Annotated in this window: 39 protein-coding genes; 33 read left to right on the forward strand and 6 right to left on the reverse strand. The window is 45.5% G+C overall.

The features are described 5' to 3' along the window. Positions 1 to 160 precede the first annotated feature (160 nt). Entirely contained in the window at positions 161 to 2,362 is a 2,202-nt protein-coding gene (gene priA / locus NB463_RS06215) for a primosomal protein N' (protein ID WP_258432523.1), read from the reverse strand. 295 nt (positions 2,363 to 2,657) lie between these two features. On the opposite strand from priA, the gene rpmE reads away from it, so the two are divergent. From rpmE to rplQ, 29 genes are all read left to right on the forward strand, one after another. After that, on the forward strand, positions 2,658 to 2,879 hold the full coding sequence (gene rpmE / locus NB463_RS06220) for a 50S ribosomal protein L31 (protein WP_005379546.1): 222 nt from the start codon (positions 2,658 to 2,660) through the stop codon (positions 2,877 to 2,879). A 455-nt stretch (positions 2,880 to 3,334) separates the two neighbouring features. Further along, positions 3,335 to 3,646, forward strand: a complete 312-nt coding sequence (gene rpsJ, locus NB463_RS06225) for a 30S ribosomal protein S10 (protein WP_004410492.1) — start codon at positions 3,335 to 3,337, stop codon at positions 3,644 to 3,646. A gap of 14 nt (positions 3,647 to 3,660) precedes the next feature. Next, positions 3,661 to 4,290 carry a 50S ribosomal protein L3 gene (rplC, locus tag NB463_RS06230; protein WP_005379555.1) on the forward strand — a complete coding sequence of 210 codons (630 nt, stop codon included), beginning with the start codon at positions 3,661 to 3,663 and terminating at the stop codon, positions 4,288 to 4,290. Positions 4,291 to 4,307: 17 nt separating this feature from the next. Next, positions 4,308 to 4,910: a 50S ribosomal protein L4 gene (gene rplD / locus NB463_RS06235; RefSeq protein WP_005379556.1), complete on the forward strand. Its 603-nt coding sequence runs from the start codon at positions 4,308 to 4,310 to the stop codon at positions 4,908 to 4,910. Continuing rightward, positions 4,907 to 5,209, forward strand: a complete 303-nt coding sequence (gene rplW / locus NB463_RS06240; RefSeq protein WP_004398471.1) for a 50S ribosomal protein L23 — start codon at positions 4,907 to 4,909, stop codon at positions 5,207 to 5,209. Before rplD ends, rplW begins: the two co-directional genes overlap by 4 nt. Positions 5,210 to 5,224: 15 nt before the next feature. After that, the gene (gene rplB, locus NB463_RS06245) at positions 5,225 to 6,049 is read left to right on the forward strand and encodes a 50S ribosomal protein L2 (RefSeq protein ID WP_005383168.1); all 825 of its coding nucleotides are present in this window, start codon (positions 5,225 to 5,227) and stop codon (positions 6,047 to 6,049) included. A gap of 21 nt (positions 6,050 to 6,070) precedes the next feature. Further along, positions 6,071 to 6,349, forward strand: a complete 279-nt coding sequence (rpsS, locus tag NB463_RS06250) for a 30S ribosomal protein S19 (protein WP_004394525.1) — start codon at positions 6,071 to 6,073, stop codon at positions 6,347 to 6,349. 10 nt (positions 6,350 to 6,359) lie between these two features. Beyond that, positions 6,360 to 6,692 (forward strand): 50S ribosomal protein L22, encoded by a 333-nt coding sequence (gene rplV / locus NB463_RS06255; RefSeq protein WP_005383164.1) that lies wholly within the window; start codon positions 6,360 to 6,362, stop codon positions 6,690 to 6,692. 18 nt (positions 6,693 to 6,710) lie between these two features. Beyond that, on the forward strand, positions 6,711 to 7,409 hold the full coding sequence (rpsC, locus tag NB463_RS06260) for a 30S ribosomal protein S3 (protein WP_005383161.1): 699 nt from the start codon (positions 6,711 to 6,713) through the stop codon (positions 7,407 to 7,409). An 11-nt stretch (positions 7,410 to 7,420) separates the two neighbouring features. Next, positions 7,421 to 7,831 carry a 50S ribosomal protein L16 gene (gene rplP / locus NB463_RS06265; protein ID WP_005379577.1) on the forward strand — a complete coding sequence of 137 codons (411 nt, stop codon included), beginning with the start codon at positions 7,421 to 7,423 and terminating at the stop codon, positions 7,829 to 7,831. After that, the gene (gene rpmC, locus NB463_RS06270; protein ID WP_005379576.1) at positions 7,831 to 8,022 is read left to right on the forward strand and encodes a 50S ribosomal protein L29; all 192 of its coding nucleotides are present in this window, start codon (positions 7,831 to 7,833) and stop codon (positions 8,020 to 8,022) included. Before rplP ends, rpmC begins: the two co-directional genes overlap by 1 nt. Then, positions 8,022 to 8,276 (forward strand): 30S ribosomal protein S17, encoded by a 255-nt coding sequence (rpsQ, locus tag NB463_RS06275; RefSeq protein WP_005379575.1) that lies wholly within the window; start codon positions 8,022 to 8,024, stop codon positions 8,274 to 8,276. The genes rpmC and rpsQ overlap by 1 nt, the downstream gene beginning before the upstream one ends. Positions 8,277 to 8,438: 162 nt before the next feature. After that, entirely contained in the window at positions 8,439 to 8,810 is a 372-nt protein-coding gene (rplN, locus tag NB463_RS06280; RefSeq protein WP_004410450.1) for a 50S ribosomal protein L14, read from the forward strand. Between the two features lie 13 nt (positions 8,811 to 8,823). After that, positions 8,824 to 9,141, forward strand: a complete 318-nt coding sequence (gene rplX, locus NB463_RS06285) for a 50S ribosomal protein L24 (RefSeq protein ID WP_005379574.1) — start codon at positions 8,824 to 8,826, stop codon at positions 9,139 to 9,141. 23 nt (positions 9,142 to 9,164) lie between these two features. Further along, positions 9,165 to 9,704, forward strand: coding sequence for a 50S ribosomal protein L5 (gene rplE, locus NB463_RS06290; protein ID WP_005379573.1), 540 nt, complete (start codon positions 9,165 to 9,167; stop codon positions 9,702 to 9,704). 17 nt (positions 9,705 to 9,721) lie between these two features. Then, positions 9,722 to 10,027, forward strand: a complete 306-nt coding sequence (rpsN, locus tag NB463_RS06295) for a 30S ribosomal protein S14 (RefSeq protein ID WP_012841173.1) — start codon at positions 9,722 to 9,724, stop codon at positions 10,025 to 10,027. A 29-nt stretch (positions 10,028 to 10,056) separates the two neighbouring features. Next, positions 10,057 to 10,449, forward strand: coding sequence for a 30S ribosomal protein S8 (rpsH, locus tag NB463_RS06300; protein ID WP_005379572.1), 393 nt, complete (start codon positions 10,057 to 10,059; stop codon positions 10,447 to 10,449). A gap of 13 nt (positions 10,450 to 10,462) precedes the next feature. After that, positions 10,463 to 10,996 (forward strand): 50S ribosomal protein L6, encoded by a 534-nt coding sequence (gene rplF / locus NB463_RS06305; RefSeq protein ID WP_005392377.1) that lies wholly within the window; start codon positions 10,463 to 10,465, stop codon positions 10,994 to 10,996. Positions 10,997 to 11,005: 9 nt separating this feature from the next. Beyond that, positions 11,006 to 11,359, forward strand: coding sequence for a 50S ribosomal protein L18 (gene rplR / locus NB463_RS06310; RefSeq protein ID WP_005379568.1), 354 nt, complete (start codon positions 11,006 to 11,008; stop codon positions 11,357 to 11,359). A 14-nt stretch (positions 11,360 to 11,373) separates the two neighbouring features. Beyond that, entirely contained in the window at positions 11,374 to 11,877 is a 504-nt protein-coding gene (rpsE, locus tag NB463_RS06315) for a 30S ribosomal protein S5 (protein WP_004745894.1), read from the forward strand. A gap of 7 nt (positions 11,878 to 11,884) precedes the next feature. Next, a complete protein-coding gene (gene rpmD / locus NB463_RS06320) occupies positions 11,885 to 12,061 on the forward strand; it encodes a 50S ribosomal protein L30 (protein WP_005379565.1) in 177 nt (58 codons plus the stop codon). A 5-nt stretch (positions 12,062 to 12,066) separates the two neighbouring features. After that, positions 12,067 to 12,501 (forward strand): 50S ribosomal protein L15, encoded by a 435-nt coding sequence (gene rplO / locus NB463_RS06325; RefSeq protein WP_005383155.1) that lies wholly within the window; start codon positions 12,067 to 12,069, stop codon positions 12,499 to 12,501. Positions 12,502 to 12,521: 20 nt separating this feature from the next. Beyond that, positions 12,522 to 13,856, forward strand: a complete 1,335-nt coding sequence (secY, locus tag NB463_RS06330) for a preprotein translocase subunit SecY (RefSeq protein ID WP_005379562.1) — start codon at positions 12,522 to 12,524, stop codon at positions 13,854 to 13,856. Positions 13,857 to 13,894: 38 nt separating this feature from the next. Beyond that, positions 13,895 to 14,008, forward strand: a complete 114-nt coding sequence (rpmJ, locus tag NB463_RS06335; RefSeq protein ID WP_000868186.1) for a 50S ribosomal protein L36 — start codon at positions 13,895 to 13,897, stop codon at positions 14,006 to 14,008. Between the two features lie 149 nt (positions 14,009 to 14,157). Beyond that, positions 14,158 to 14,514 carry a 30S ribosomal protein S13 gene (gene rpsM, locus NB463_RS06340; RefSeq protein ID WP_005383154.1) on the forward strand — a complete coding sequence of 119 codons (357 nt, stop codon included), beginning with the start codon at positions 14,158 to 14,160 and terminating at the stop codon, positions 14,512 to 14,514. Positions 14,515 to 14,532: 18 nt separating this feature from the next. After that, positions 14,533 to 14,922 (forward strand): 30S ribosomal protein S11, encoded by a 390-nt coding sequence (gene rpsK, locus NB463_RS06345; RefSeq protein WP_001118870.1) that lies wholly within the window; start codon positions 14,533 to 14,535, stop codon positions 14,920 to 14,922. A gap of 27 nt (positions 14,923 to 14,949) precedes the next feature. Next, the gene (gene rpsD / locus NB463_RS06350; protein ID WP_005383146.1) at positions 14,950 to 15,570 is read left to right on the forward strand and encodes a 30S ribosomal protein S4; all 621 of its coding nucleotides are present in this window, start codon (positions 14,950 to 14,952) and stop codon (positions 15,568 to 15,570) included. A gap of 24 nt (positions 15,571 to 15,594) precedes the next feature. Next, positions 15,595 to 16,587, forward strand: a complete 993-nt coding sequence (locus tag NB463_RS06355) for a DNA-directed RNA polymerase subunit alpha (protein WP_005383143.1) — start codon at positions 15,595 to 15,597, stop codon at positions 16,585 to 16,587. 26 nt (positions 16,588 to 16,613) lie between these two features. Further along, positions 16,614 to 16,994, forward strand: a complete 381-nt coding sequence (rplQ, locus tag NB463_RS06360) for a 50S ribosomal protein L17 (protein WP_005383141.1) — start codon at positions 16,614 to 16,616, stop codon at positions 16,992 to 16,994. Positions 16,995 to 17,129: 135 nt separating this feature from the next. On the opposite strand, the gene NB463_RS06365 is transcribed toward rplQ, so the two are convergent. Both NB463_RS06365 and NB463_RS06370 read right to left on the reverse strand, forming a co-directional pair. Further along, positions 17,130 to 17,609, reverse strand: a complete 480-nt coding sequence (locus tag NB463_RS06365) for a DUF2780 domain-containing protein (protein ID WP_012841172.1) — start codon at positions 17,607 to 17,609, stop codon at positions 17,130 to 17,132. 153 nt (positions 17,610 to 17,762) lie between these two features. After that, positions 17,763 to 18,383 carry an FKBP-type peptidyl-prolyl cis-trans isomerase gene (locus tag NB463_RS06370; RefSeq protein ID WP_005392370.1) on the reverse strand — a complete coding sequence of 207 codons (621 nt, stop codon included), beginning with the start codon at positions 18,381 to 18,383 and terminating at the stop codon, positions 17,763 to 17,765. A 232-nt stretch (positions 18,384 to 18,615) separates the two neighbouring features. On the opposite strand from NB463_RS06370, the gene NB463_RS06375 reads away from it, so the two are divergent. Further along, the gene (locus tag NB463_RS06375; protein WP_046874056.1) at positions 18,616 to 19,212 is read left to right on the forward strand and encodes a LysM-like peptidoglycan-binding domain-containing protein; all 597 of its coding nucleotides are present in this window, start codon (positions 18,616 to 18,618) and stop codon (positions 19,210 to 19,212) included. Between the two features lie 81 nt (positions 19,213 to 19,293). Here the strand turns inward: NB463_RS06375 and NB463_RS06380 are convergent, their stop codons facing one another. Continuing rightward, on the reverse strand, positions 19,294 to 19,755 hold the full coding sequence (locus tag NB463_RS06380; RefSeq protein WP_048626712.1) for a GNAT family N-acetyltransferase: 462 nt from the start codon (positions 19,753 to 19,755) through the stop codon (positions 19,294 to 19,296). Positions 19,756 to 19,897: 142 nt separating this feature from the next. Between NB463_RS06380 and dbpA the strand changes: the two genes are divergently transcribed. After that, positions 19,898 to 21,277: an ATP-dependent RNA helicase DbpA gene (gene dbpA, locus NB463_RS06385; protein ID WP_047009023.1), complete on the forward strand. Its 1,380-nt coding sequence runs from the start codon at positions 19,898 to 19,900 to the stop codon at positions 21,275 to 21,277. Positions 21,278 to 21,329: 52 nt separating this feature from the next. Here the strand turns inward: dbpA and NB463_RS06390 are convergent, their stop codons facing one another. Further along, positions 21,330 to 21,908: a Crp/Fnr family transcriptional regulator gene (locus tag NB463_RS06390; RefSeq protein WP_012841168.1), complete on the reverse strand. Its 579-nt coding sequence runs from the start codon at positions 21,906 to 21,908 to the stop codon at positions 21,330 to 21,332. 97 nt (positions 21,909 to 22,005) lie between these two features. Next, on the reverse strand, positions 22,006 to 23,967 hold the full coding sequence (gene cpdB, locus NB463_RS06395) for a 2',3'-cyclic-nucleotide 2'-phosphodiesterase (RefSeq protein ID WP_258432521.1): 1,962 nt from the start codon (positions 23,965 to 23,967) through the stop codon (positions 22,006 to 22,008). Positions 23,968 to 24,242: 275 nt separating this feature from the next. Here cpdB and cobA point away from each other — a divergent pair, with 275 nt between their 5' ends. After that, a complete protein-coding gene (gene cobA / locus NB463_RS06400) occupies positions 24,243 to 25,118 on the forward strand; it encodes a uroporphyrinogen-III C-methyltransferase (protein WP_258432520.1) in 876 nt (291 codons plus the stop codon). Between the two features lie 59 nt (positions 25,119 to 25,177). Next, positions 25,178 to 26,086 carry a sulfate adenylyltransferase subunit CysD gene (cysD, locus tag NB463_RS06405; RefSeq protein WP_005379592.1) on the forward strand — a complete coding sequence of 303 codons (909 nt, stop codon included), beginning with the start codon at positions 25,178 to 25,180 and terminating at the stop codon, positions 26,084 to 26,086. Positions 26,087 to 26,089 lie beyond the last annotated feature (3 nt).

Consider the following 26,089-nt stretch of genomic DNA (forward strand, 5'->3'; position numbering starts at 1 on the left):
TTTTAATCTAAGCCTGTGCGAACAAGTCACTTTAGACTTTTCTAATTTGGATAGTCTATTCATTTCTAAAGTGAAAGTTACGGTCTGTTTAACAAAAATTGCAATCCCGTCGTGATGCTCGTCACATTAAATGGTAATTCATTACATAGTTAAACGTTTGCTAGCTGAGATCTTGTGGCTCTATGTCTAAATTCCAGCGAACTTTCTTGGCATTTGGCAACAACTCAATAGCAGGTTTGGCACTGGTTAATAACTTTTGCATCAATGAACGATGCTGGGTTTGAAGTAACAGCTGCCAGCGGTATTTACCAGCCCGCTTGGCCAAAGGTGAAGGAGTGGGGCCTAACACCATGCAGGAATCATCGAACAGAGGGTGTGATTCTAACGTAAAGCGAACCTGACGCAGGAAGTCTTCAACTACCTCACTTTGGTTTGCTTCTGCTTTAAACAGAGTCAAGAAACTATAAGGCGGAAGCTGAGCCAGTTTGCGTTCTTCCAGAGCTGTCATAGCAAAGTGACGATAGTCTTTTTGAAGTAGGGCTTGCAGCAAGCTGTGCTCAGGATGGTGAGTTTGCAGGATCACTTCGCCAGGTTTACTTGCTCGGCCAGCACGACCTGCGACCTGAATAAACAGCTGAGCTAATCGCTCCGAAGCGCGAAAATCACTACTATACAAAGAGCCATCAACATCCAAAAGAGCTACGAGCGTTACATTTGGAAAGTGGTGCCCCTTAGCCAGCATTTGAGTGCCTATCAGTATTTGGTATTCACCTTTACGAATCGACTCAAGGGCATCTTCCAAGCTACCTTTGCGACGTGTGCTGTCTCTGTCGATGCGAATGGCTTTGTATTCTGGAAACAACTGAGCCAATTGTTGTTCGAGCTGTTCCGTTCCTACGCCGACGGTAACCAGTTGAGTTGAACCACACCCCTGACACTGATGAATGACAGGTTGTTGTGAACCACAGTGATGGCAGCGTATTTCGTTGCTGTAATGGTGGAACGTATAGTACGCATCACAGCGTTTACATTCTGCAATCCAACCACATTCATGGCACATCAAAGCGGGCGAGAAACCTCGGCGGTTAAGAAACAACATAACCTGATTGCCCATTTTTAAGTGTTTGCGCATTTCGGCAATCAGTTGGGCGGATAAGCCACTTTCTAAATACTGACCTTTTACATCTAACACTTTATTGGTGGTTGGTACGGCAGAGCCAGCTCGTTGGGTGAGTGTTAAATGGTGATATTTACCAGACAGTGCATTATGTAGGGTTTCTAACGCTGGCGTCGCTGAGCCAAGGACAATCGGCACTTGCTCTTTATGGGCGCGCATGACAGCAACATCACGAGCGTGGTAACGCAAGCTGTCTTGTTGCTTATAAGAGGAGTCATGCTCTTCATCAACGATAATAATCCCCAAATCAGCAAAAGGTGTCAGTAGGGCTGAGCGCGTACCAATGATGATCCCCGCGGCTTTATCGCGAGCCGATAACCAGGCGTTCAAACGCTCTGTTTCATTCAAACCGGAATGAATCACATCTACCGGGACATTAAATCGATGCTTAAAGCGGTTGATGGTTTGGGGCGTTAGACCGATCTCTGGTACTAAAACTAATGCTTGTTTCCCTTGCTCTAGAACGGGCTTGATAAGGTTTAAGTAAACTTCGGTTTTACCGGATCCCGTGACCCCTTCTAATAAATAGCAAGCAAAGCCCGTTTGGCTATTTACGCTGGCAATCGCGAGTGCTTGTTCGTGGTTAAGCTTTGGTTTCTCTACCGCACACTCTACATTTTGACTCCATTTCGTAATAACCGGCTTTTTCTCGATGCGCTCGACCCAACCTTTTTCTTCGAGGTTTTTTAAGATGGTTGAGTTTACTTCTTGATCCAAGAGCTCTTGATGCGAGGTTGGGCCGTTGACCATCATTTGGAGTGCACGCTGTTGTTTTATTGCACGTCCAAGCCCTTGCATGAGCTTATTTCTTCCTGCTTCTGTCAGTTGCCATTCTTGTAGCGTTGCAAAGTCAGCCGGCTTGCCTTTCCTCAGCGCGGCAGGCATTGCATTGTGTAGAGTGTCACCTAGAGGGTACTGATAGAACTGGCTGCACCAATTTAGGAGAGAATAAAGCGTCTCTGGCCATATCGGTTGGGAGTCTAATACCGCTTTGATTGGCTTAAGTTGATCTTTAGGAAAGTCGGAGTCGTTCACCATTGCGGTGACGATGCCGACTAAGGTTTGGCGTCCAAAAGGTACGGAAACGCGTCCACCAATGATCGGAAACAGGTGCCCCGGAATGGCGTAATCAAATTGTTTGTCGAGCGGAACGGGTAATGCCACTCTAGCAATGGTTGGACGCATAAATTCTTAGCTATTAAAAAGAGGGAAAGGAAATGAGAGTCTATTAAAATCGGTATGGAAATTCGAGTAAAGCTATGTGATTCAGCGTGAATCGTGCCTCTATGATTAGTCTGGCTAAAAAAGTGGCGAAAAAGTTGCCAAATGTGTTGATCCGAGCAATGTGATTCTTTACTATATCGCGCCTTGAGATATGGCTTCGGCAATTAGTTGATGCGGTATCCCATTTTATTATTAATTGCGTGTGGTGTGCGGCTTAGATTCGTATAGCGACACGGCCTACTATTGAGGTTATCCCATGAAAGCTGGTATCCACCCAGAATACAAAGCAGTAAAAGCGACTTGTTCTTGCGGCAACTCTTTTGAGTTCAACTCTACTCTAGGTAAAGAGTCTATCCACCTAGACGTATGTGACAAGTGTCACCCATTCTACACTGGTAAGCAACGTATCGTTGATACAGGCGGCCGTGTTGATCGCTTCAACAAGCGTTTCGGTGCACTATCAAGCGGTAAGAAATAATAGCAGCCGCTATTACGATTACAGTTTAGAAAAGGACGCTTCGGCGTCCTTTTTGTTTAATGGCTACCAAGCGAAGAGGGATGTATAGGGTTTGGAATATTCCCGATTATTTTTCACTCAGCGCTTGCAACCTAAAGTGTGATCTGTATAATGCAGCGCACTGGTTAAGCCAGTTGTGAACCAATGAGCAGTGAGGAGCGAGCAAATCTAAGGATTTGCGAGGTAATGTATACTCAGCTTATGTTCGCGGTTAATACAATTAGCTATCTTTTCTTCGGAAAAACTATCCTCAAAGGTGACTTTGGCATATAGGGATAGTTAATCGAAAATTAACTGACAATGCGTCCTAATCTTGGATGCTACGGTTTCACATAAATCAATCGGCATTCTCTCGTCTTGACGAGTTTGAGTGGCGATATTGTTTGTGTAATTTATTAAATTTGGAGCTCTGTCTCATGCAGAACCAACGTATCCGTATCCGCCTAAAAGCTTTCGATTACAAACTAATCGATGCTTCTACAGCGGAAATCGTTGAAACAGCTAAGCGCACTGGCGCACAGGTTCGTGGTCCAATCCCACTGCCAACTCGTAAAGAGCGTTTCACAGTTCTTATCTCTCCACACGTTAACAAGAAAGCACGTGACCAGTACGAAATCCGTACTCACAAGCGTCTAATCGACATCGTTGAGCCAACAGACAAGACTGTTGATGCTCTAATGCGTCTAGACCTTGCTGCGGGCGTTGACGTTCAAATTAGCCTAGGTTAAGGGAGATTAGAAGTATGATTGGTCTAATCGGTCGTAAAGTGGGCATGACCCGCGTATTTACTGAAGAAGGCGTTTCTATCCCAGTAACTGTTGTTGAGGTTGAAGCTAACCGTGTTTCTCAAGTGAAAACTCTTGAAACTGACGGCTACGCAGCAATCCAGGTTACAGCTGGTTCTAAGAAAGCTAACCGCGTAAACAAAGCTGAAGCAGGTCACTTTGCTAAAGCTGGCGTTGAAGCTGGTCGCGGTCTTTGGGAATTCCGTTTAGAAAACGGCGAAGAGTTCGAAGTTGGTTCAGAACTAACTGTTGAACTATTCAACGAAACTAAGAAAGTAGACGTTACTGGTACATCTAAGGGTAAAGGTTTCCAAGGCGCTGTTAAGCGTTGGAACTTCCGTACTCAAGATATGACTCACGGTAACTCATTGTCTCACCGTGCTCCTGGTTCTATCGGTCAATGTCAGACTCCAGGTCGCGTATTTAAAGGCAAGAAAATGGCAGGTCACATGGGTGCTGAGCGTGTAACGACTCAAAACCTAGAGATCGTACGTGTTGACGCTGAGCGCAACCTGCTTCTTATTAAAGGTGCAGTCCCAGGCGCAACTGGCGGCAACGTGATCGTTAAACCAGCTGTTAAAGCATAACGTCTCAGGAGTAAGTAATGGAACTAATGGTTAAAGGTGCCGATGCACTAACTGTTTCCGAAACTACTTTCGGACGTGAGTTTAACGAAGCTCTTGTACACCAAGTAGTTGTTGCGTACGCAGCAGGTGCTCGTCAAGGTACTCGTGCTCAAAAAACACGTTCAGAAGTTTCTGGCGGTGGCGCTAAGCCATGGCGTCAAAAAGGTACTGGCCGTGCGCGTGCTGGTACAATCCGTAGCCCAATCTGGCGTACAGGTGGTGTTACTTTTGCTGCGAAACCACAAGATCACAGCCAAAAAGTAAACAAAAAAATGTACCGTGGTGCTATGAAGAGCATTCTTTCTGAGCTTGTTCGTCAAGAGCGTCTAATCGTTGTTGATAACTTCTCAGTTGAAGCACCAAAGACTAAAGAGCTAGTTGCTAAGCTTAAAGAGCTTGAGCTAACTGACGCTCTAATCGTGACTAGCGAAGTAGATGAGAATCTATTCCTAGCTGCTCGTAACCTATACAAAGTTGACGCACGTGATGTTGCTGGTATCGATCCAGTATCTCTAATCGCGTTTGACAAAGTTGTAATGACTGCAGAAGCAGTTAAGCAAGTAGAGGAAATGCTAGCATGATCACTGAAGAGCGTATCCTAAAAGTTCTACGTGCACCGCACATCTCTGAAAAAGCAACTATGGCAGCTGAGAAAGCGAACACTATCGTTTTCAAAGTAGCTAAAGATGCGACTAAAAAAGAGATCAAAGCAGCTGTAGAAAAGCTATTTGAAGTTGAAGTTAAGTCTGTAAATACTCTTATCACTAAGGGTAAGACCAAACGTCAAGGTCTACGCCAAGGTCGCCGCAGCGACGTTAAGAAAGCGTACGTTACTTTGAAAGAAGGTCAAGATCTTGACTTCGTTGGCGGCGCGGAATAACAGGAGTAGTTAAAAATGGCTATTGTTAAATGTAAGCCGACTTCCCCTGGTCGTCGTCACGTTGTTAAAGTTGTTAACGCTGACCTACACAAGGGCAAGCCATACGCACCTCTTCTAGAGAAAAACTCTAAGAACGGTGGTCGTAACAACAAGGGTCGTATCACAGTACGTCACATCGGCGGTGGTCACAAGCACCACTACCGTGTAGTTGACTTCAAACGTACTAAAGATGGTATTCCAGCGACAGTTGAGCGTCTTGAATACGATCCAAACCGTAGCGCAAACATTGCTCTAGTTCTTTACAAAGACGGTGAGCGTCGCTACATCCTAGCACCTAAAGGTGTTGTAGCTGGTGATGTTATTCAGTCTGGTGTTGATGCACCAATCAAAGCTGGTAACACTCTACCAATGCGTAATATCCCAGTAGGTTCAACAGTACATAACGTTGAACTTAAGCCTGGTAAAGGTGGTCAGCTAGCTCGTTCGGCTGGTGCTTACGCTCAAATCGTTGCTCGCGACGGTGCGTACGTAACTATCCGTCTACGTTCTGGCGAGATGCGCAAAGTTCTTTCTGAAGGCCGTGCAACAATCGGTGAAGTTGGTAACTCTGAGCACATGCTACGTGAACTTGGTAAAGCAGGTGCATCACGTCATCGCGGTATCCGTCCAACGGTTCGTGGTGTTGTAATGAACCCGATTGACCACCCACACGGTGGTGGTGAAGGTCGTACATCTGGCGGTCGTCACCCAGTATCTCCTTGGGGTATGCCTACTAAAGGCTTCAAGACTCGTAAGAACAAACGCACTGACAAGTACATCGTACGTCGTCGTAACAAGTAATCTATATAAAGAGGAATCGCCATGCCACGTTCTCTCAAGAAAGGTCCTTTTATTGACCTACACTTGCTGAAGAAGGTAGAGAAAGCGGTGGAAAGCGGAGACAAAAAGCCTATTAAGACTTGGTCCCGTCGTTCAATGATCATCCCTACGATGATCGGTTTGACCATCGCTGTCCATAATGGTCGTCAGCACGTACCAGTATTTGTAACTGATGAAATGATCGGTCACAAACTGGGTGAATTCGCACCAACACGTACTTACCGCGGTCACGCTGCGGATAAGAAAGCTAAGAAGCGCTAAGGAGTAAATAATGGAAGCAATTGCTAAACATAACTTTGCTCGCATTTCGCCTCAGAAAGCTCGCTTAGTTGCGGATCTAATCCGTGGTAAATCTGTTGACCAAGCTCTAGAAATCCTAACGTTCAGCAACAAAAAAGCTGCTGCACTAGTTAAGAAAGTTCTAGAGTCTGCTATCGCTAACGCGGAGCACAACGAAGGTGCAGATATTGACGATCTGAATGTCGCAAAAATCTTTGTAGATGAAGGCCCAACCATGAAGCGTATTATGCCTCGTGCTAAAGGTCGTGCGGATCGTATCTTGAAGCGTTCAAGCCACATCACTGTTGTTGTAGCAGATCGCTAGAGACTAGGAGAGTAAGCAATGGGTCAAAAAGTACATCCAAATGGTATTCGTCTAGGCATCGTTAAGCCTTGGAATGCTACATGGTTTGCTAACACCAAAGATTTCGCTGACAACCTAGACGGCGACTTCAAGGTACGTCAGTTCCTTACAAGTGAACTGAAAAAAGCGTCTCTATCACGTATCGTTATCGAGCGTCCTGCTAAGAGCATCCGTGTGACTATTCACACTGCTCGTCCAGGCGTTGTTATCGGTAAGAAAGGTGAAGACGTTGAGAAGCTACGCGCAGCTGTAGCTAAAATTGCAGGTGTACCAGCGCAAATTAACATCGCTGAAGTACGTAAGCCTGAACTAGATGCGCAACTTGTTGGTGACAGCATCGCGTCTCAGCTAGAGCGTCGTGTTATGTTCCGTCGTGCTATGAAGCGCGCAGTACAAAACGCAATGCGCCTAGGCGCTAAAGGTATCAAAGTGGAAGTAAGCGGTCGTCTAGGCGGCGCTGAAATCGCACGTTCAGAGTGGTACCGTGAAGGCCGTGTGCCTCTACACACTCTTCGTGCTGACATTGATTACGCAACTTCTTCGGCTCACACTCAATACGGTGTGATCGGCATTAAAACTTGGATCTTCAAAGGTGAAATCCTAGGTGGTATGCCAGCAGCTAACGCTGTAGAGCCTAAAGGCGACAAGCCTAAGAAGCAGCGTAAAGGCCGTAAGTAAGGAGTCGACAGATGCTACAACCTAAACGTACTAAGTTCCGTAAGGTTCAGACTGGTCGTAACCGTGGTCTAGCTAAAGGTACTGATGTAAGCTTCGGCGAATTCGGTCTTAAAGCTGTTGGCCGTGGTCGTCTAACTGCTCGTCAAATCGAAGCGGCACGTCGTGCAATGACACGTCACGTTAAGCGTCAAGGTAAAATCTGGATCCGTGTGTTCCCAGACAAACCAATCACAGAAAAACCACTTGAAGTTCGTCAAGGTAAGGGTAAAGGTAACGTTGAGTACTGGGTAGCCCAAATCCAACCTGGTAAGGTTATGTACGAAATGGGTGGTGTACCTGAAGAATTGGCACGTGAAGCGTTCCGTCTTGCGGCACGTAAACTGCCTTTCAAAACTACATTTGTAACTAAGCAGGTGATGTGATGAAAGCACAAGATCTACGCGAGAAAAGCGTTGAAGAGCTTAACGCTGAGCTAATGAATTTGCTACGTGAACAGTTCAACTTGCGCATGCAAGCTGCGACTGGTCAACTACAGCAAACTCATACTCTGAAAGCTGTACGCCGTGATATCGCACGTGTGAAAACTGTTTTGACTGAGAAGGCAGGCGCATAATGAGCGAAGTAAAACGTACTCAACAAGGTCGTGTTGTTAGCGATAAGATGGACAAGTCTATCACTGTTGCTATCGAACGTTTCGTAAAACACCCAATCTACGGTAAATACGTAAAACGTACGACTAAAGTACACGCACATGACGAGAACAACGAGTGTGGCCTAGGCGACACAGTTGAAATCGCAGAGTGTCGTCCACTGTCTAAGACTAAGTCTTGGACTTTGGTAAAAGTTCTAGAAAAGGCGAAGATTTAATCTCGTTAATTCTATGAAACTAAAGCGGCTCCAAAATATTTTTGGAGCCGTTTATTTTTTGACTACCCAATCACAAAAAAGGGTGGTACAATTCGCGTCCCTTTTAAAGAGGCAGCCCGACCCGTGATGGGTCTAGTTATTAATATTTAGCGGAGCACTAACATGATCCAAATGCAAAGTATGCTGGACGCAGCTGATAACTCAGGCGCACGCAGCGTAATGTGTATTAAGGTTCTGGGTGGCTCTCACCGCCGTTATGCACATATCGGTGACGTCATCAAAGTTACTGTGAAGGAAGCAATCCCTCGCGGTAAAGTTAAAAAAGGTGATGTTCTGAAGGCGGTGGTAGTGCGCACCCGTAAAGGCGTACGTCGTCCTGACGGTTCTGTCATTCGCTTCGACCGAAATGCTTGCGTATTGCTAAACGACAATACTGAGCAACCAATCGGTACACGTATCTTTGGTCCTGTGACACGCGAACTTCGTGGCGATAAGTTCATGAAGATCGTTTCACTGGCTCCAGAAGTTCTGTAAGGAGCACGTAGAAATGGCAGCTAAAATCCGTCGTAATGACGAAGTAATCGTTCTTGCTGGTAAAGACAAAGGCAAGAAAGGTAAAGTAACTAAGGTTCTAGCAACTGGTAAAGTTATCGTTGAAGGTATCAACCTAGTTAAGAAACATCAGAAACCTGTTCCAGCTATGGGTATCCAAGGCGGTATCGTAGAGCAAGAAGCAGCAATCGACGTTTCTAACGTGGCGATTTTCAACGCAGCTACTGGTAAAGCTGACCGTATCGGTTTCCGTTTTGAAGACGGCAAAAAAGTTCGTTTCTTCAAGTCTAACGGCGAAACCGTTTCTAACTAATAGAAGTAATTTGGAGTTCTACTATGGCGAAACTGCATGATTACTACAAGTCGTCTGTAGTCGCTGAACTGACCAAACAGTTCGGTTACACAAGCGTCATGCAAGTCCCTAGAATCGAGAAAATCACCCTAAACATGGGTGTTGGTGAAGCAATCAACGATAAGAAACTGCTAGAAAATGCAGCGTCTGATATGGCAACGATCTCTGGTCAAAAGCCACTTATCACAAAAGCGCGCAAATCTGTTGCAGGTTTCAAAATCCGTGAAGGCTACCCTATCGGTTGTAAAGTAACCTTGCGTGGCGAACGTATGTGGGATTTTCTTGAGCGTTTAATTAACATCGCTCTTCCACGTGTACGTGACTTCCGTGGTGTTAGCGCTAAGTCTTTTGACGGTCGCGGTAACTACAGCATGGGCGTTCGCGAGCAAATCATCTTCCCGGAAATCGACTTTGATAAAGTTGATCGTGTACGCGGTTTAGACATCACTATTACGACGTCTGCTGGTACTGATGAGGAAGGCCGTGCTCTGCTGGCTGCCTTTAACTTCCCATTCCGTAAGTAAGGTGAAGGGTTACTGTTATGGCTAAACAATCAATGAAAGCACGTGAAGCTAAACGTGCACAGCTAGTAGCTAAGTTCGCTGAAAAGCGTGCAGCGCTAAAAGCTATCATCAGCGATGTAAACGCATCTGAAGAAGATCGTTGGAACGCGGTTCTTACACTGCAATCTCTTCCACGTGATTCAAGTGCATCACGTCAGCGCAACCGTTGCAACCAAACTGGTCGTCCACACGGTTACCTACGTAAGTTCGGTCTAAGCCGTATTAAGGTTCGTGAAGCTTGCATGAAAGGCGAGATTCCGGGTCTTCGTAAGGCTAGCTGGTAATTGCCACTTAATCATTTGGAGTAAATCATATGAGCATGCAAGATCCGATTTCGGATATGCTGACCCGCGTTCGTAACGGTCAGGCAGCAAACAAAGTTGCTGTAAAAATGCCTTCTTCAAAGCTTAAAGTTGCAATTGCTGCACTACTAAAAGCTGAAGGTTACATCGTTGACTTCGCTGTTGAAGGCGAAGCAAAACCTGAGCTAGAAGTTACACTTAAGTACTTCCAAGCTAAACCAGTAATCGAGCAACTTAAACGTGTTTCTCGTCCAGGTCTACGTGTTTACAAGAAGAAAGATGAACTTCCTTCTGTAATGGGTGGTCTTGGTATTGCTATCGTTTCAACTTCCAAGGGTCTTATGTCAGACCGCGCTGCACGTAAAGCAGGTCTTGGTGGTGAAATCATCGCTTACGTAGCTTAATAAGGAGTAGACTATGTCTCGTGTTGCAAAAGCACCTGTCGCTATTCCAGCTGGCGTAGAGGTGAAACTAAACGGCCAAGAAATCACTGTAAAAGGTGCGAAAGGCGAACTAACTCGCGTTCTTAACGATGCAGTTGTAATCGCTCAGGAAGAAAATAACCTGACTTTCGGTCCTAAAGAAGGTGTTGCTAACGCATGGGCTCAAGCAGGTACTGCTCGCGCTCTAGTTAACAACATGGTTGTTGGTGTTACTGAAGGCTTTACTAAGAAGCTAACTCTTAAAGGTGTAGGTTACCGTGCTGCTATCAAAGGCAACGCTGTAGGTCTAACACTAGGCTTCTCACACCCAGTTGAGCACGAGTTGCCAGCGGGTATTAAAGCTGAATGTCCAAGCCAAACTGAAATCGTGATCACTGGTGCTGACAAGCAACTAGTTGGTCAAGTTGCGGCTGACATTCGTTCTTACCGTGAGCCTGAGCCATACAAAGGCAAAGGTGTTCGTTACGCAGATGAAAATGTGCGTACTAAAGAAGCTAAGAAGAAGTAAGGTAACACTATGGATAAGAAAGCATCTCGCATCCGTCGTGCTACACGTGCACGTCGTAAGATTGCAGAACTGGGTGCGACTCGCCTAGTTGTACACCGTACTCCTCGTCACGTGTACGCACAGGTTATCGCGGCTAACGGCTCTGAGGTTATCGCAGCAGCTTCTACTGTAGAAAAAGCGATCCGTGAGCAAGTGAAATACACTGGTAACGTTGATGCAGCTAAAGCAGTGGGTAAAGCTATTGCTGAGCGCGCTCTTGAGAAGGGCGTAACTGCAGTTGCATTTGATCGTTCTGGTTTCCAATACCACGGTCGAGTAGCGGCGCTAGCAGAATCTGCTCGCGAAGCTGGTCTGAAATTCTAAGGTAGGGTTGGAAGATGGCTAAAGAACAACAAGTTCAAGCGAATGATTTGCAAGAAAAGCTAATCGCAGTTAACCGCGTATCTAAGACGGTTAAAGGCGGTCGAATCATGAGCTTCACTGCACTAACAGTAGTTGGTGACGGTAATGGTCGTGTAGGTTTCGGTTACGGCAAAGCTCGTGAAGTACCTGCAGCGATTCAAAAAGCAATGGAAAAAGCGCGTCGTAACATGACTACGATCGCTCTAAACGAAGGCACTCTTCACCACCCAGTGAAAGGTCGCCATTCGGGCTCTAAAGTTTACATGCAGCCTGCTGCAGAAGGTACTGGTGTTATCGCAGGTGGTGCGATGCGTGCAGTACTAGAAGTTGCTGGTGTACACAACGTACTATCTAAAGCGTACGGTTCTACGAACCCTATCAACATCGTTCGTGCAACGATCGATGCACTAGGTAGCATGAAGTCACCAGAAATGGTTGCTGCTAAACGTGGTCTAACTGTTGAATCTATTTCGGAGTAAGAACACCATGGCAACTATTAAAGTAACTCAAACTAAAAGCTCAATTGGTCGTCTGCCAAAGCACAAAGCTACTTTGCGCGGTCTAGGTCTTCGTAAAATCAACCACACAGTAGAACTTGAAGATACTCCGTGTATTCGCGGTATGATCAACAAGGTTTACTACATGGTTAAAGTTGAGGAGTAATCAGAATGCGTTTGAATACTCTAGCACCGGCTGCTGGCGCGAAAACTTCTGCGAAGCGAGTAGGTCGTGGTATCGGTTCAGGCCTAGGTAAAACTGGTGGCCGTGGTCACAAAGGTCAAAAATCACGTTCTGGCGGCAGTGTTCGTCCAGGTTTCGAAGGCGGTCAGATGCCTCTGAAACAACGTCTACCAAAATTCGGTTTCACTTCTCGTAAGAGCCTAGTGTCTGCTGAAGTTCGTCTAGCTGAGCTAGCGAAAGTTTCTGGTGACGTAGTTGATCTAAACAGTCTTAAAGCTGCTAACATCATCACTAAGAACATCGAATTTGTAAAAGTTGTTCTTTCTGGTGAAATCAACAAAGCAGTGACTGTGAAAGGTCTACGTGTGACTAAAGGCGCTAAAGCTGCAATCGAAGCTGCAGGCGGTAAAATCGAGGAATAATCTCGAGGAACGAGGTACAGATGGCTAAGAAACCAGGACAAGATTTTCGTAGTGCTCAGAGCGGCTTAAGTGAACTAAAGTCGCGCTTGTTATTCGTAATTGGTGCACTTTTAGTATTCCGAGCCGGCTCCTTTGTGCCGATTCCTGGTATTGACGCTGCTGTACTTGCCGATTTGTTCGAACAGCAAAAAGGTACCATCGTTGAAATGTTTAACATGTTCTCCGGTGGTGCTCTTGAGCGTGCATCTATATTAGCATTGGGCATCATGCCGTATATTTCGGCATCTATTGTTGTCCAATTGCTAACTGTAGTTCATCCAGCGTTAGCTGAACTCAAAAAAGAGGGTGAAGCAGGCCGTCGTAAGATCAGCCAATACACACGCTACGGCACGCTTGTACTTGCAACCTTCCAAGCTATAGGTATTGCAACTGGCCTACCAAACATGGTCGACAATCTGGTTGTTATCAACCAAACCATGTTTACGCTAATTGCGACCGTAAGTTTAGTAACCGGTACCATGTTCTTAATGTGGTTAGGTGAACAAATTACAGAGCGAGGAATTGGTAACGGTATTTCGATACTGATTTTTGCAGGTATTGTTGCTGGATTGCCTTCTGCAATCGGTCAAACAATCGAGCAAGCGCGTCAAGGTGAATTGCATGTACTTCTTCTGTTGCTAATCGCGGTATTAGCTTTTGCAGTCATTTACTTCGTTGTTTTCATGGAACGTGGTCAACGCCGAATCGTCGTTAACTACGCGAAGCGTCAACAAGGTCGTAAAGTATTTGCTGCGCAAAGCTCGCATCTGCCTCTTAAAATTAACATGGCAGGTGTAATTCCAGCGATTTTTGCATCAAGCATTATCTTGTTCCCAGGAACATTGGCTCAGTGGTTTGGTCAAAACGGCGAGAGCAGCGCGTTCGGTTGGTTAACTGACGTGTCTTTGGCTCTTAGCCCAGGTCAACCGTTGTATGTAATGCTTTATGCAGCAGCAATTATCTTCTTCTGTTTTTTCTACACGGCGTTGGTTTTCAACCCGCGTGAAACAGCAGATAACTTGAAGAAGTCTGGTGCATTCGTACCCGGTATCCGCCCAGGTGAGCAGACAGCGAAGTACATTGATAAAGTAATGACACGTTTAACCCTTGCTGGTGCACTGTACATTACCTTTATCTGTCTGATTCCCGAGTTCATGATGGTCGCGTGGAACGTACGTTTCTACTTCGGCGGTACATCGCTACTAATCGTAGTTGTTGTAATTATGGACTTTATGGCACAGGTACAGACTCATCTGATGTCTCAACAGTATGATTCTGTGTTGAAGAAAGCGAATCTGAAAGGCTACGGCCGTTAATCCGGCGGTAGACTCAGTTTCATTTACGGAGTTTAGCAATGAAAGTTCGTGCTTCCGTTAAAAAAATCTGCCGTAACTGTAAAGTAATCAAGCGTAACGGTGTCGTTCGCGTGATTTGCAGTGAGCCAAAGCACAAACAGCGCCAAGGCTAATTAGCAGAAATTTTTACTTGAAAATGAAGGTTGGGTCGAGTATATTCCTCGGCCTACCTTTTGCGTGCAAAAGAAGTAGTATTCCGCAGCGTATCCATAACGGGCTTTGCTGCGGCTAATTCTTTTATAGAAACACTTAGGAGTGAATAATGGCCCGTATAGCAGGCATTAACATTCCTGATCAGAAACATGCAGTAATCGCTCTAACAGCGATCTACGGCATCGGTAAAACTCGCTCTCAAGCTATCCTAGCTGAAGTGGGTATTGCTGAAAATGTTAAGATCAGTGAACTAACTGAAGAGCAGATCGATCAACTGCGTGATGGTGTAGCTAAGTACACTGTAGAAGGTGATCTACGTCGTGAAGTATCTATGAACATCAAGCGTCTTATGGACCTTGGCTGTTACCGTGGTCTTCGTCATCGTCGCAGTCTACCACTACGTGGACAGCGTACTAAAACCAACGCTCGCACCCGTAAGGGTCCGCGTAAGCCGATCAAGAAATAATCGGGAAGGTAGAGTACAATGGCTAAACAACCAACTCGCGCTCGTAAGCGCGTACGCAAGCAAGTTGCAGATGGCGTTGCGCACATCCATGCTTCTTTCAATAACACAATCGTAACCATTACTGACCGTCAAGGTAACGCTCTTGCATGGGCTACTGCAGGTGGTTCTGGTTTCCGTGGTTCTCGTAAGTCTACTCCGTTCGCTGCACAGGTTGCTGCTGAGCGTTGTGCTGAAATGGCTAAAGAATACGGCCTAAAGAACTTGGAAGTTATGGTTAAGGGTCCTGGTCCAGGTCGCGAATCTACTGTTCGTGCACTAAACGCCGCTGGTTTCCGCATCACAAACATCGTTGATGCTACACCAATCCCTCATAACGGTTGTCGTCCACCTAAGAAACGTCGCGTATAACGTTTCTAGGACAATTGGAGAAGAATCATGGCAAGATATTTGGGTCCTAAGCTGAAGCTTAGCCGTCGTGAAGGCACTGACTTATTCCTTAAGTCTGGTGTTCGCGCGATCGATACCAAGTGTAAAATTGATAACGCACCAGGTGTACACGGCGCTCGTCGCGGTCGTCTATCTGAGTATGGCGTTCAGCTTCGTGAGAAGCAAAAAGTACGTCGTATGTACGGCGTTCTAGAAAAACAATTCCGTAACTACTACAAAGAAGCTGCTCGCCTAAAAGGCAACACTGGTGAAAACCTACTTCAGCTTCTTGAAGGTCGTCTTGATAACGTAGTTTACCGCATGGGCTTTGGTGCAACTCGCGCAGAAGCACGTCAGCTAGTTAGCCACAAAGCTATCCTAGTAAACGGTAAAGTTGTAAACGTTCCTTCTTTCAAAGTAGCGGCTAATGACGTTGTTTCTATTCGCGAGAAAGCTAAACAGCAAGCTCGTATTAAAGCGGCTCTAGAAGTTGCTGAACAACGTGAAAAACCAACTTGGATTGAAGTAGATGGTGGCAAGATGGAAGGTACATTCAAGCGTATGCCTGAGCGTTCTGATCTATCAGCTGACATCAACGAACAATTGATCGTCGAGCTTTACTCTAAGTAAGGTTTAAACTAAAGAGAGGACACAATGCAGGGTTCTGTAACAGAATTTCTTAAGCCACGTCTAGTTGACATCGAACAAATCAGCTCGACTCACGCAAAAGTAACTCTTGAGCCATTAGAGCGTGGCTTTGGTCATACTCTGGGTAATGCACTTCGCCGCATTCTTCTATCTTCTATGCCTGGTTGTGCAGTGACAGAAGTAGAAATCGAAGGCGTACTTCACGAGTACAGCACTAAAGAAGGTGTACAAGAAGATATTCTTGAAATCCTTCTAAACCTTAAAGGTTTGGCAGTGCGTGTTGCTGAAGGCAAAGATGAAGTGTTCATTACTTTGAACAAATCAGGCTCGGGCCCTGTGGTTGCAGGTGACATCACCCATGATGGTGATGTAGAGATCGCTAACCCTGAACACGTTATTTGTCACCTAACGGATGACAACGCTGAAATCGCAATGCGTATTAAAGTAGAACGTGGTCGTGGTTATGTTCCAGCTTCTGCGCGTATCCATAACGAAGAAGACGAGCGTCCAATCGGTCGCCTACTAGTAGATGCTACTTACAGCCCAGTAGACAAAATTGCCTACGCTGTAGAAGCAGCTCGTGTAGAACAGCGCACTGATCTAGACAAGCTTGTTATCGATATGGAAACAAACGGTACTCTAGAACCTGAGGAAGCAATCCGTCGTGCAGCTACAATCCTAGCTGAACAATTGGATGCATTCGTAGATCTTCGTGATGTACGAGTTCCTGAGGAGAAAGAAGAAAAGCCAGAATTCGATCCGATCCTACTGCGTCCTGTAGACGATCTTGAACTAACAGTTCGCTCTGCTAACTGTCTGAAAGCAGAAGCGATTCACTACATCGGTGATCTAGTACAACGTACTGAGGTTGAGCTACTTAAAACGCCTAACCTTGGTAAAAAGTCTCTTACTGAGATTAAAGACGTACTTGCGTCACGTGGTCTGTCTCTGGGCATGCGCCTAGAAAACTGGCCACCTGCATCAATCGCTGAAGATTAATCGATACTAGTTAGAAGGATTAGGTCATGCGCCATCGTAAGAGTGGTCGTCAACTCAACCGCAACAGCTCACATCGCAAAGCGATGTTCAGCAACATGGCTAGCTCTCTAGTACGTCATGAAGTTATCAAGACTACTTTGCCAAAAGCAAAAGAGCTACGTCGCGTAGTTGAGCCTTTGATTACACTAGCTAAGACTGACAGTGTTGCTAACCGTCGTCTAGCATTTGCACGTACTCGTGACAACGAAGTAGTTGCAAAACTATTTAACGAACTAGGTCCACGTTTTGCTGCTCGTCAGGGCGGTTACACTCGTATCCTAAAAGCTGGCTTCCGTGCTGGTGATAAAGCTCCAATGGCTTACATTGAGCTTGTAGATCGCCCAGCTGCTGAAGAAGCTGCTGAGTAATCAGTTCGTAAGAACGAGAAAGCCGAGCGTTAGCTCGGCTTTTTTGTATCTGCGATTCAGTAAATCTTTATATCCAGCCTGCATTTATTTTACTCCATGCAGACTGGCAATTTAAAAAGTGATTATCACTTGCGCTTATTTACTAGTATTCCACAACCCGCCTAACGAACTTAGAAGTCCCTCGCTAGCGCCTTGCTTGTTCAAGTAATCCAAGATTACTGGAGCAAACTGACTGATCATAGAGGGATCTAAACCCAACGTATCGAATGCACTTTTTACTGCACTGATATTCTCAATATTCCCCAGTAAGCTTTGTGCTCCTTGCAAGTTTGAAAGCCCAGGAATCAAAGACTGTAATTCACTGCTATTTTCTTGTGAAAGCTGGCTTTGAGCCAAAGCGAGTAGTGCGCCACTACCTCCAGCCGCTTGTTCTGTAGATACAGGTAATTGGCTAGTTAGCATGTCTGTTAATGGAGATGATTCAGTGTTCAGGCTACTACCTACCATATCCATTAGGCCACTTTCTTTACTTTTTTGCGTGACGGAATCTAAGAATGCGTGTGCACTACCAATGTTCATTGATAATAGTGCCAGAGTCAGGAGTGTTTTACGCATAGTACCTCCGAAGGTTGAGCGTTTTTAACGTGATTTTATTGTTTTAAAGGCTATCAGAATGAAAGGTTTAGAGGTGAGAAAGTCTATTCAGTTTAGACAAAAAAACGGCGCTAATGCGCCGTTTTATTAAATCATAATTGAAAATGGTTTCAATTAAAGAATATCTAGTAGTTCTACTTCGAAAACTAGTGCTGCGAATGGAGGGATAGCTGCACCAGCGCCACGCTCACCGTACGCAAGGTCTTGTGGTACGTATAGTTTCCACTTAGAACCAACAGGCATTAGTTGTAGTGCTTCTACCCAGCCTTTGATTACGCCTGTAACAGGGAATTCAGCTGGTTGACCGCGAGATACAGAGCTATCGAATACAGTACCGTCAGTTAGCTCACCGTGGTAGTGAACGCGAACTGAGCTTTCTGCTGTTGGAACTGCACCAGTACCTTCAGAAATGATTTCGTACTGAAGGCCAGAGTCTAGAACGTTAACTTCAGGGCGTAGTGCGTTGTCTTTTAGGAACGCTTCGCCTTCTGCTGCTGCAATTTTCGCTGCTTCTTGGCGAGCGGTTTCTGCACGAGTGTGAAGTTCTTGTAGTGCTTTGTTGATTTCATCAATTTCGATTGATGGCATGTCACCAGTTAGTGCTGTTGCAATACCCGCTGCGATAGCATCAACGCTAAGACCTTCAAGACCAGAACCTGCAAGTTGCTGACCCATTTGCAGACCAATGCCGTAGCTTGCTTTTTGTTCTGCAGTTTCAAATTTAATTTCAGACATGAATGTCGCTCTTGTTAGGAGTGATAAAGGCAACAGGATATCAGTTTCGAGCTTAGGTTTAAATGATTGCGACTGAATGCTTAATTGAGGCGGCCAGGGTGTGACTTATCTCTTACTCCAAGTGAAATTTCTGCTAATTTAATCCAAATTCCATTTTAGTTTAGTGAAAAACATATACTCTCCGCGTCGGTATTTTTATACTGGCAGTAGAAGTATTAAGGGACTCATTAAAATGAATCGTCGCAGAAAGAAAAAGCAGCAAGTCGACTATGTCGAATTGGTTAAACAAAAATTCGCTGCTATCGACTGGAAGCAGCCGTTCAACAAAGAGCAGTGGTTGGAGCGAATACAGCCTGTTAAGCAGTTTTGGCTGCGCCTACCGAAATTCCATCAACGAGCTTTGATGGTTTTAGTACCATTGATTCTGGTACTCCTTGTTATTCCTTTGCCGAATAAAACAGAACAATCAGTTGAGCAAGCTGAGGTCGATCATCAGCGCGTAGCGATTCAGCTGAACGCACAGAGTTTAAGCCAGCAAAGAACCTCTCAGAATTCTGGGCCGAAATCCGAAGACTGGAAAGAGTACACGGTTAAAAATGGCGACACGTTAGCGCAGGTTTTCAGAAGTAATCAGCTCTCGATGGCGGATCTTAGCGCTCTAGTAAAAATCGAAGGCAGTGATAAGCCGCTGAGCCAAATTAAACAAGGACAATTGATTCGCTTTAAGCTTAGCGATGAAGGCGAGTTGGATATGCTGCAACTAGAAAAAAGCGGCCGGTCCGTCATGTTTTTCCGCTTATCGGATGGGACCTTTGGGCGCAACAAGTAGATGCTTCAAATGAACTAAAGACGCGAAGGTATCGCGTCTTTTTAGTTTATCTATAAATTAGTTAACCTAGCAATGAACGCGTTATATCGCTACGGCTTCTTTTCGCATATCCACATGAGGAATACCATCCTCTAGGTAGCTATCAGAAATAACTTTGAATCCATGACTCGCATAAAACTGGATGAGATGCTCTTGAGCTCCTATATCAATCGTCTGTCCTGGCCACAATATTTCACACTGTGTTAATGCCTCTTCCAGCAACTTATGTCCCAGACCATCACCACGCGCAGTTTGTTTGGTGACGACTCGACCAATGCTCACATTGTCATACGTAGTGCCAGCGGGTAGCAATCGTGCGCAAGCAACAAGTTCATCACCGTGGTAACCTATTAGATGATAAACACCTTCCAGTGTGTCTTTGCCATCCAGTTCAGGATAAGGGCAGGTTTGTTCAACGACGAATACATCCACACGTAATTTCATCATTGTATACAATTGTGTGGTTGTCAGTTGAGCAAAGGGCAAAGTAATCCAAGTGAGCATGTTGTCATCCGTCATGAGAGTAGAGTGACTGACTTTACTTTGTTTTGTACTCATACTCATTAACAAAGGTTAATTATCACTGGTTTTCCCACCAAATCTGGTGATAATGTGCCCTCTTTTCATCTCACCTGAGGATATTCCCGTGAGCAAACAAACTTTTGATCAAGTCGGGCTAAACCCAGCGTTACTCGCCACACTTGATTCCCTGAACTACACCCACATGACGCCAATTCAAGCTTTGAGTTTGCCTGCAATCCTAAAACATCGTGATGTCATCGGGCAGGGTAAAACGGGCTCAGGTAAAACCGCTGCATTTGGTTTGGGTGTTTTATCGAACCTTAACGTCAAACGCTTTCGTGTCCAGTCATTAGTATTGTGTCCAACTCGTGAGCTTGCGGATCAAGTCGCGAAGGAAATTCGTACTTTAGGTCGTGGCATTCATAATATTAAAGTGCTTACTCTCTGCGGTGGGATGCCAATGGGGCCACAAATTGGTTCGCTGGAGCATGGAGCGCATATCCTAGTCGGCACACCTGGCCGTATTTTGGATCACCTTGAGAAAGGCCGCATTAACCTTAGCGAGCTGAATACCTTGGTGTTGGATGAAGCTGATCGCATGTTGGACATGGGTTTCCAAGACGCATTAGATGCGATTATTGATGCAGCGCCAAAGCAGCGTCAAACTCTACTTTTCAGTGCTACTTTCCCGGAGAAAATTGAGCAAATTGCGCAGCGTATTATGCAGACGCCTGAAGTCATTAAGGTGGAATCGACGCACGATACCTCAAGCATTGCTCAGCATTTCTATAAAGTTGAAGGTTCGGAAGCGCGTGATGAAGCGTTAGCGAACTTGCTACTGACTCACCAACCAGAGTCCGCTGTGGTTTTTTGCAATACCAAAAAAGAAGTGCAAAGTGTCGCAGATGAGTTGCACCGCAAAGGGTTCAGCGTTATCGATATCCATGGGGACTTAGAACAGCGTGAACGCGATCAAGCATTGGTGCAGTTTGCTAACAAGAGTGTTTCTATCCTTGTCGCAACAGACGTCGCGGCGCGTGGTTTGGACGTAGATAACCTTGATGCAGTCTTTAACTTTGAGCTATCGCGCGATCCTGAGGTTCATGTCCACCGTATCGGTCGTACAGGCCGTGCGGGTAGTAAAGGTTTGGCGTTCAGCTTCTTTGGAGAGAAAGACGGTTTGCGTGTAGCTCGTATTGAAGAATACCTGGATATGGACGTGGTACCAGCAACATTGCCTGCCAAATCAAATCAGCAGCCATACCAAGCGAAGATGGTGACGATTAACATTGATGGTGGTAAGAAACAGAAAGTACGACCGGGTGATATCTTAGGGTGTCTGACGGGAAAAAATGGTATCCCAGGCTCTCAAGTTGGCAAGATTCACCTTTTCCCGATGCGCGCCTACGTTGCGGTCGAGAAGTCAGCTGCCAAAAAGGCTCTACAAACCATTAGTAATGGCAAGATGAAAGGGCGTCAGTTCCGGGCGCGGCTTCTTAAATAGCTTAAATAGCATAGAAAGGCTCTTCGTTTGAAGAGCCTTTTCTTTTTCGAGTTTACTTGGATGTGTGATCTTTAGTTAAGCGCGCTTTAATTCGGCTCAAACTGATAGGCGTGATCCCAAGATAAGCAGCTATTTGGCTATCGGTAATACGTAGCTTTAAGTCTGGGTAGTGGGCGCAAAATAATTGGTATCGTTCCTCTGGCGAGTAGAGCAGCATAAAGCGTTCTTTGTTCTCTTTATTAACCAGTTGGTTTTCGAGTAGCTTTAAGTAAATGGCGTGTTTTTCTGCTCGCCATTGATGCAACGTTTCAATTGGTAAGCAAAATAGCTGACAAGCGCTCAGCGTTTCCAATAAGTAAGGCGAAGGTTGGTTCTTAATTATGCTCTCAAAGCCGATAACCCAGTCTTTTTCCCAATAAAATTCTTTACTGAACTCTTTGCCCTGCTCAGTGAGATAGCTTGCATGGCATAAGCCTTCAATAATGAAGTAAAGGTGCGAGCTAAACTCTCCTTGGTGGTTAAGAATGTGGCGCGTAGGCAGTTCGAGTAACTCACCATTTTCGATAAGTTGGTTTGCTTCTGTGTCTAAGAAGCCATGATTGACTAAGTCTGAAAAAAGATCGCTGTGCATGTGATAACTCAGAAACGGTTTTCTTTATTCTAACGGGTTTTATTTATAACAAAAAAGCGGCTCATGAGAGCCGCTTAGCGTTGTTGTCAAATCAGCCTTACTTATTCAGATCGATTTGGTAAATCGCGAAACCAATGTCGTCAGTCGCGACACGTTTCATTGGGTATTGACCTTTATCTTTAATGAATTGCGCCGCTTTATCGCTAGGAGACGTTTCGAAGCGAATATCTAGCTTTTTATCGGATTTAATCGGTGCGAAAGACCAGTTGTTGTCAGCGCTTGGTGTCACTTCACCTTTTTCTTCACTCACGCGAGAAATATAAGCGGCGACGACAGAGCGGTTTTCATCTGGTGCGTCAAACGCAATAAAGTCTGGGCCCGTACCAGGGAAGGTATTGCTATAAGCACGGTAGTTATTAGTTGCGATGATGAAGTCTTGTTTTGGATCAACTGGCTTACCATTGAATGTCAGATTCACAATACGCTGAGAATCTGGATTAATCACTTTGCAGCTCGCATCGTATTTGGGCGGTTGGGTGATATCGATCTGGTAGTTCACCCCATCAATGACATCGAAGTTGTACGTACGGAAATTATCCCAATCAATCAAAGATTGCGGTTCAGGATTGTTGATGTTGATGTGGTTGAATTGACCCGAGCTGCACTCTAGCCATTCGCGAACCTCTTTACCTTTCACTTTCATTGCGACCAAGGTGTTGGGATATAAGTAAAGATCGGCAGCATTACGGAAGATGAGCTGACCGGATTCGACTTCTGTAAAGTTATTCGGATCGTTCTTACGCCCCCCGACTTTAAATGGTGCTGCGGCACTCAATACTGGAATGTCAGCGAGATCTGGGTCGCCTTGAATAAAGCGTTCCACGTAATCTTTCTGAGCAAGGTTAACGATCTGAATGGTTGGGTCGTCCTGCACTAATGCCAAGAAGCTGTACATGACATCATTTGCTTTGCCGATTGGTTGGTTTACAAATTCACGAGTACCTTTGTGATCCTCTTCTAACGCTTTCACAATACCTTCATCGGCTTTAGCTAATGACTTCTTATTTACTTTATCGAAGATAGGGCGTGCTTCTGCTTGGCCTTCAACAACTTGCCATCTGCCGTCTTCCTCTTTCAGCATCAAATCCATCACACCTACATGACTTCCCCAGCGACCAGGCATCACTGACGTCACACCATTGATGGTCCCTTTCTCAGTATCAACACCAGGTAGGTTTGCGAAGTCTTTCCCAGGGAAGACGGCGTGAGAGTGGCCAAAAGCAATGGCATCAATCCCATCAACTTGCGTTAAGTAATAGACAGAGTTTTCTGCGCCAAGCTTGTATGGGTCAGTGGAGATGCCTGAATGAGGAATGGCGATGATAACGTCTGCACCTTCTTTCTTCATTTGAGGAATCAGTTTTTCTGCTGTTTCCTTAATGTCTTTAGCAAAGACTTTGCCTTCTAAGTTCTTCTTGTCCCACACCATTATTTGTGGTGGTACAAAGCCGATATAACCCACTTTTATTTGATGCGCTTCGCCGTTTGTGTCTTTAAAGGTGTGGGTTTTGATCAGGTAAGGCTTGAAGTAATGCTCACCGGTTTTTTTATCAAATACGTTTGCGTTGATGTAAGGGAAGTTAGCGCCCGCCAACGTCTTTTGTAGAAAATCTAAGCCATAGTTGAACTCATGATTGCCAATGTTGCCCACATCGTAGTCTAGTTGGTTCATCGCCTTGTAGACTGGGTGGACATCGCCAGCGTTAATCCCTTTCGCCGCCATGTAATCGCCCATTGGGCTGCCCTGAATTAAATCGCCGTTATCTACTAATACCGTGTTTTCTGCCTCGGACTTAGCCTGTTTCACTATGGTCGCAGCGCGACTTAAACCAATTTGCTGTGATGGTTGGTCTTTGTAGTAATTGTAATCCATCACGTTGGTGTGAATGTCGGTGGTTTCGATGATACGAAGCTTGATGGTATCGGCCATCGCAGGGCCCGCAAGCGTTAGCATGCCACTTAACACTGCGAGGGAAATAGGGTGAACTGCCACTTTCATTTGGTGCTCCAATTCAATGGGAAGGGGGAATCGTACCGCGTAATGTATCAAACGCTGGTGCAACTTAATGATAAAGATACAGAAAACTGTGAGCAGAAATCAGTTTACTGAACCTTATTCATATTAACCGCCGACTTTTTCACGCTTTTGAATGAGACCAAACAAAAACTTCTTAGCAGATTTTTGAATAAAAAATGAAATTTTAGAATTTCAGGTAATATAAACGCCCCGCCATAATGCTTGCATAACGATATCAATGGACGATGAGCAAGCACATGGCAACGAACGATTCAGTCACTTCTTTTCCTAAACCAAAGCCCCGGTTAGTTTCTGATAACCCAGTAGCTGGTGTTACTCGTTTTGCAAAGCAATCGCTACAGCCTAGTGAAGTCGCCTTAGTGGGGGCGGGGCCGGGTGATCCTGAACTTTTGACAGTGAAAGCACTGAACTGTTTGCAGCAAGCCGATGTGGTTTTGTACGACTACTTGGTGTCTGAAGAAATCATGGCCTTGATCCCTAGCGATACGGTTTTAGTGTGCGTTGGGAAGCGAGCTGGGCATCACAGTGTGCCGCAGGAGAAGACGAACCAGCTATTGGTGGACTTTGCCAAACAGGGCTACAAAGTCGTGCGCATTAAAGGTGGTGATCCATTTGTATTCGGTCGTGGCGGTGAAGAGCTGGAAGTGCTTGCTGATGCAGGCGTCCGTTTTCAGGTCGTCCCTGGCATTACCGCGGCAGCTGGCGCAACGGCCTATGCTGGGATTCCACTGACTCATCGCGATTACGCGCAATCGGCCATCTTTGTGACTGGCCACTTGAAAGAAGAAAGCGATGAGATGGATTGGTCCACGTTGGCGCGTGGGAATCAGACTTTAGTGATCTACATGGGGCTGATGAAATCACACTATATTCAGAATCAACTCATTAAGCATGGTCGTTCAGCGTCGACTCCGATTGCCATTATTGAGCGTGGCACGCAGATTCAACAAAAAGTATTTACGGGAGAGCTCTCCCAACTCTCTGATTTATCGAAGGAAGCTCAATCGCCATCTTTGATTGTTGTCGGAGAGGTAGTGCGACTGTCTCAAAAGTTAGACTGGTTTTTGTCTAGTACTGAATTCAACAAAAGTGCTATTGCCAACTCCATATAATTTCAGACCAAAGATTAGAGACGTAATGCGCCTTCAAGCTTAAAAAGGAAATACAAAACATGGACCAACAACGTTTAACTCACCTTAAACAACTCGAAGCGGAGAGTATCCATATTATCCGCGAAGTTGCGGCTGAGTTTGATAACCCAGTCATGATGTATTCGATTGGTAAAGACTCATCAGTGATGCTGCACCTAGCGCGTAAAGCGTTTTACCCGGGCAAAATTCCATTCCCACTTTTGCATGTCGATACCGACTGGAAATTCCGCGAGATGATTGAGTTTCGCGATCGCACCGCTGCCAAATACGGCTTTGAGCTTTTGGTACATAAGAACCCAGAAGGTCTAGCCATGGGCTGCAGTCCGTTTGTTCATGGCTCGTCAAAGCATACGGACATCATGAAAACGCAAGGTCTTAAGCAGGCGCTAAACAAATATGGCTTCGATGCTGCTTTTGGTGGCGCTCGTCGTGATGAAGAAAAATCACGCGCAAAAGAACGAGTGTATTCGTTCCGTGACAAGAACCATACCTGGGACCCTAAAAACCAACGTCCTGAGCTATGGAAGACGTACAACGGCCAGGTTAATAAGGGTGAGAGCATTCGTGTATTCCCACTGTCTAACTGGACTGAACTTGATATCTGGCAATACATCTATTTAGAAAACATCGAGATCGTGCCGCTTTACCTCGCGGACAAACGCCCAGTTGTTGAACGCGATGGCATGCTGATCATGGTTGATGATGATCGTATGGAGCTTCAACCGGGTGAAGTGATTGAAGAGAAGAGTGTGCGCTTCCGTACTCTTGGTTGTTATCCATTGACTGGGGCTATCGAGTCTGAAGCAAACACTTTGACCGGCATTATCGAAGAGATGCTGGTGGCAACGTCGAGTGAGCGCCAAGGCCGAGCGATCGACCACGATCAGTCAGGATCGATGGAGCTTAAGAAACGTCAAGGTTACTTCTAAAGG

It is taken from the genome of Vibrio sp. RM-41-2B (genome assembly GCF_024744415.1).
Taxonomy (GTDB): domain Bacteria; phylum Pseudomonadota; class Gammaproteobacteria; order Enterobacterales; family Vibrionaceae; genus Vibrio; species Vibrio diabolicus.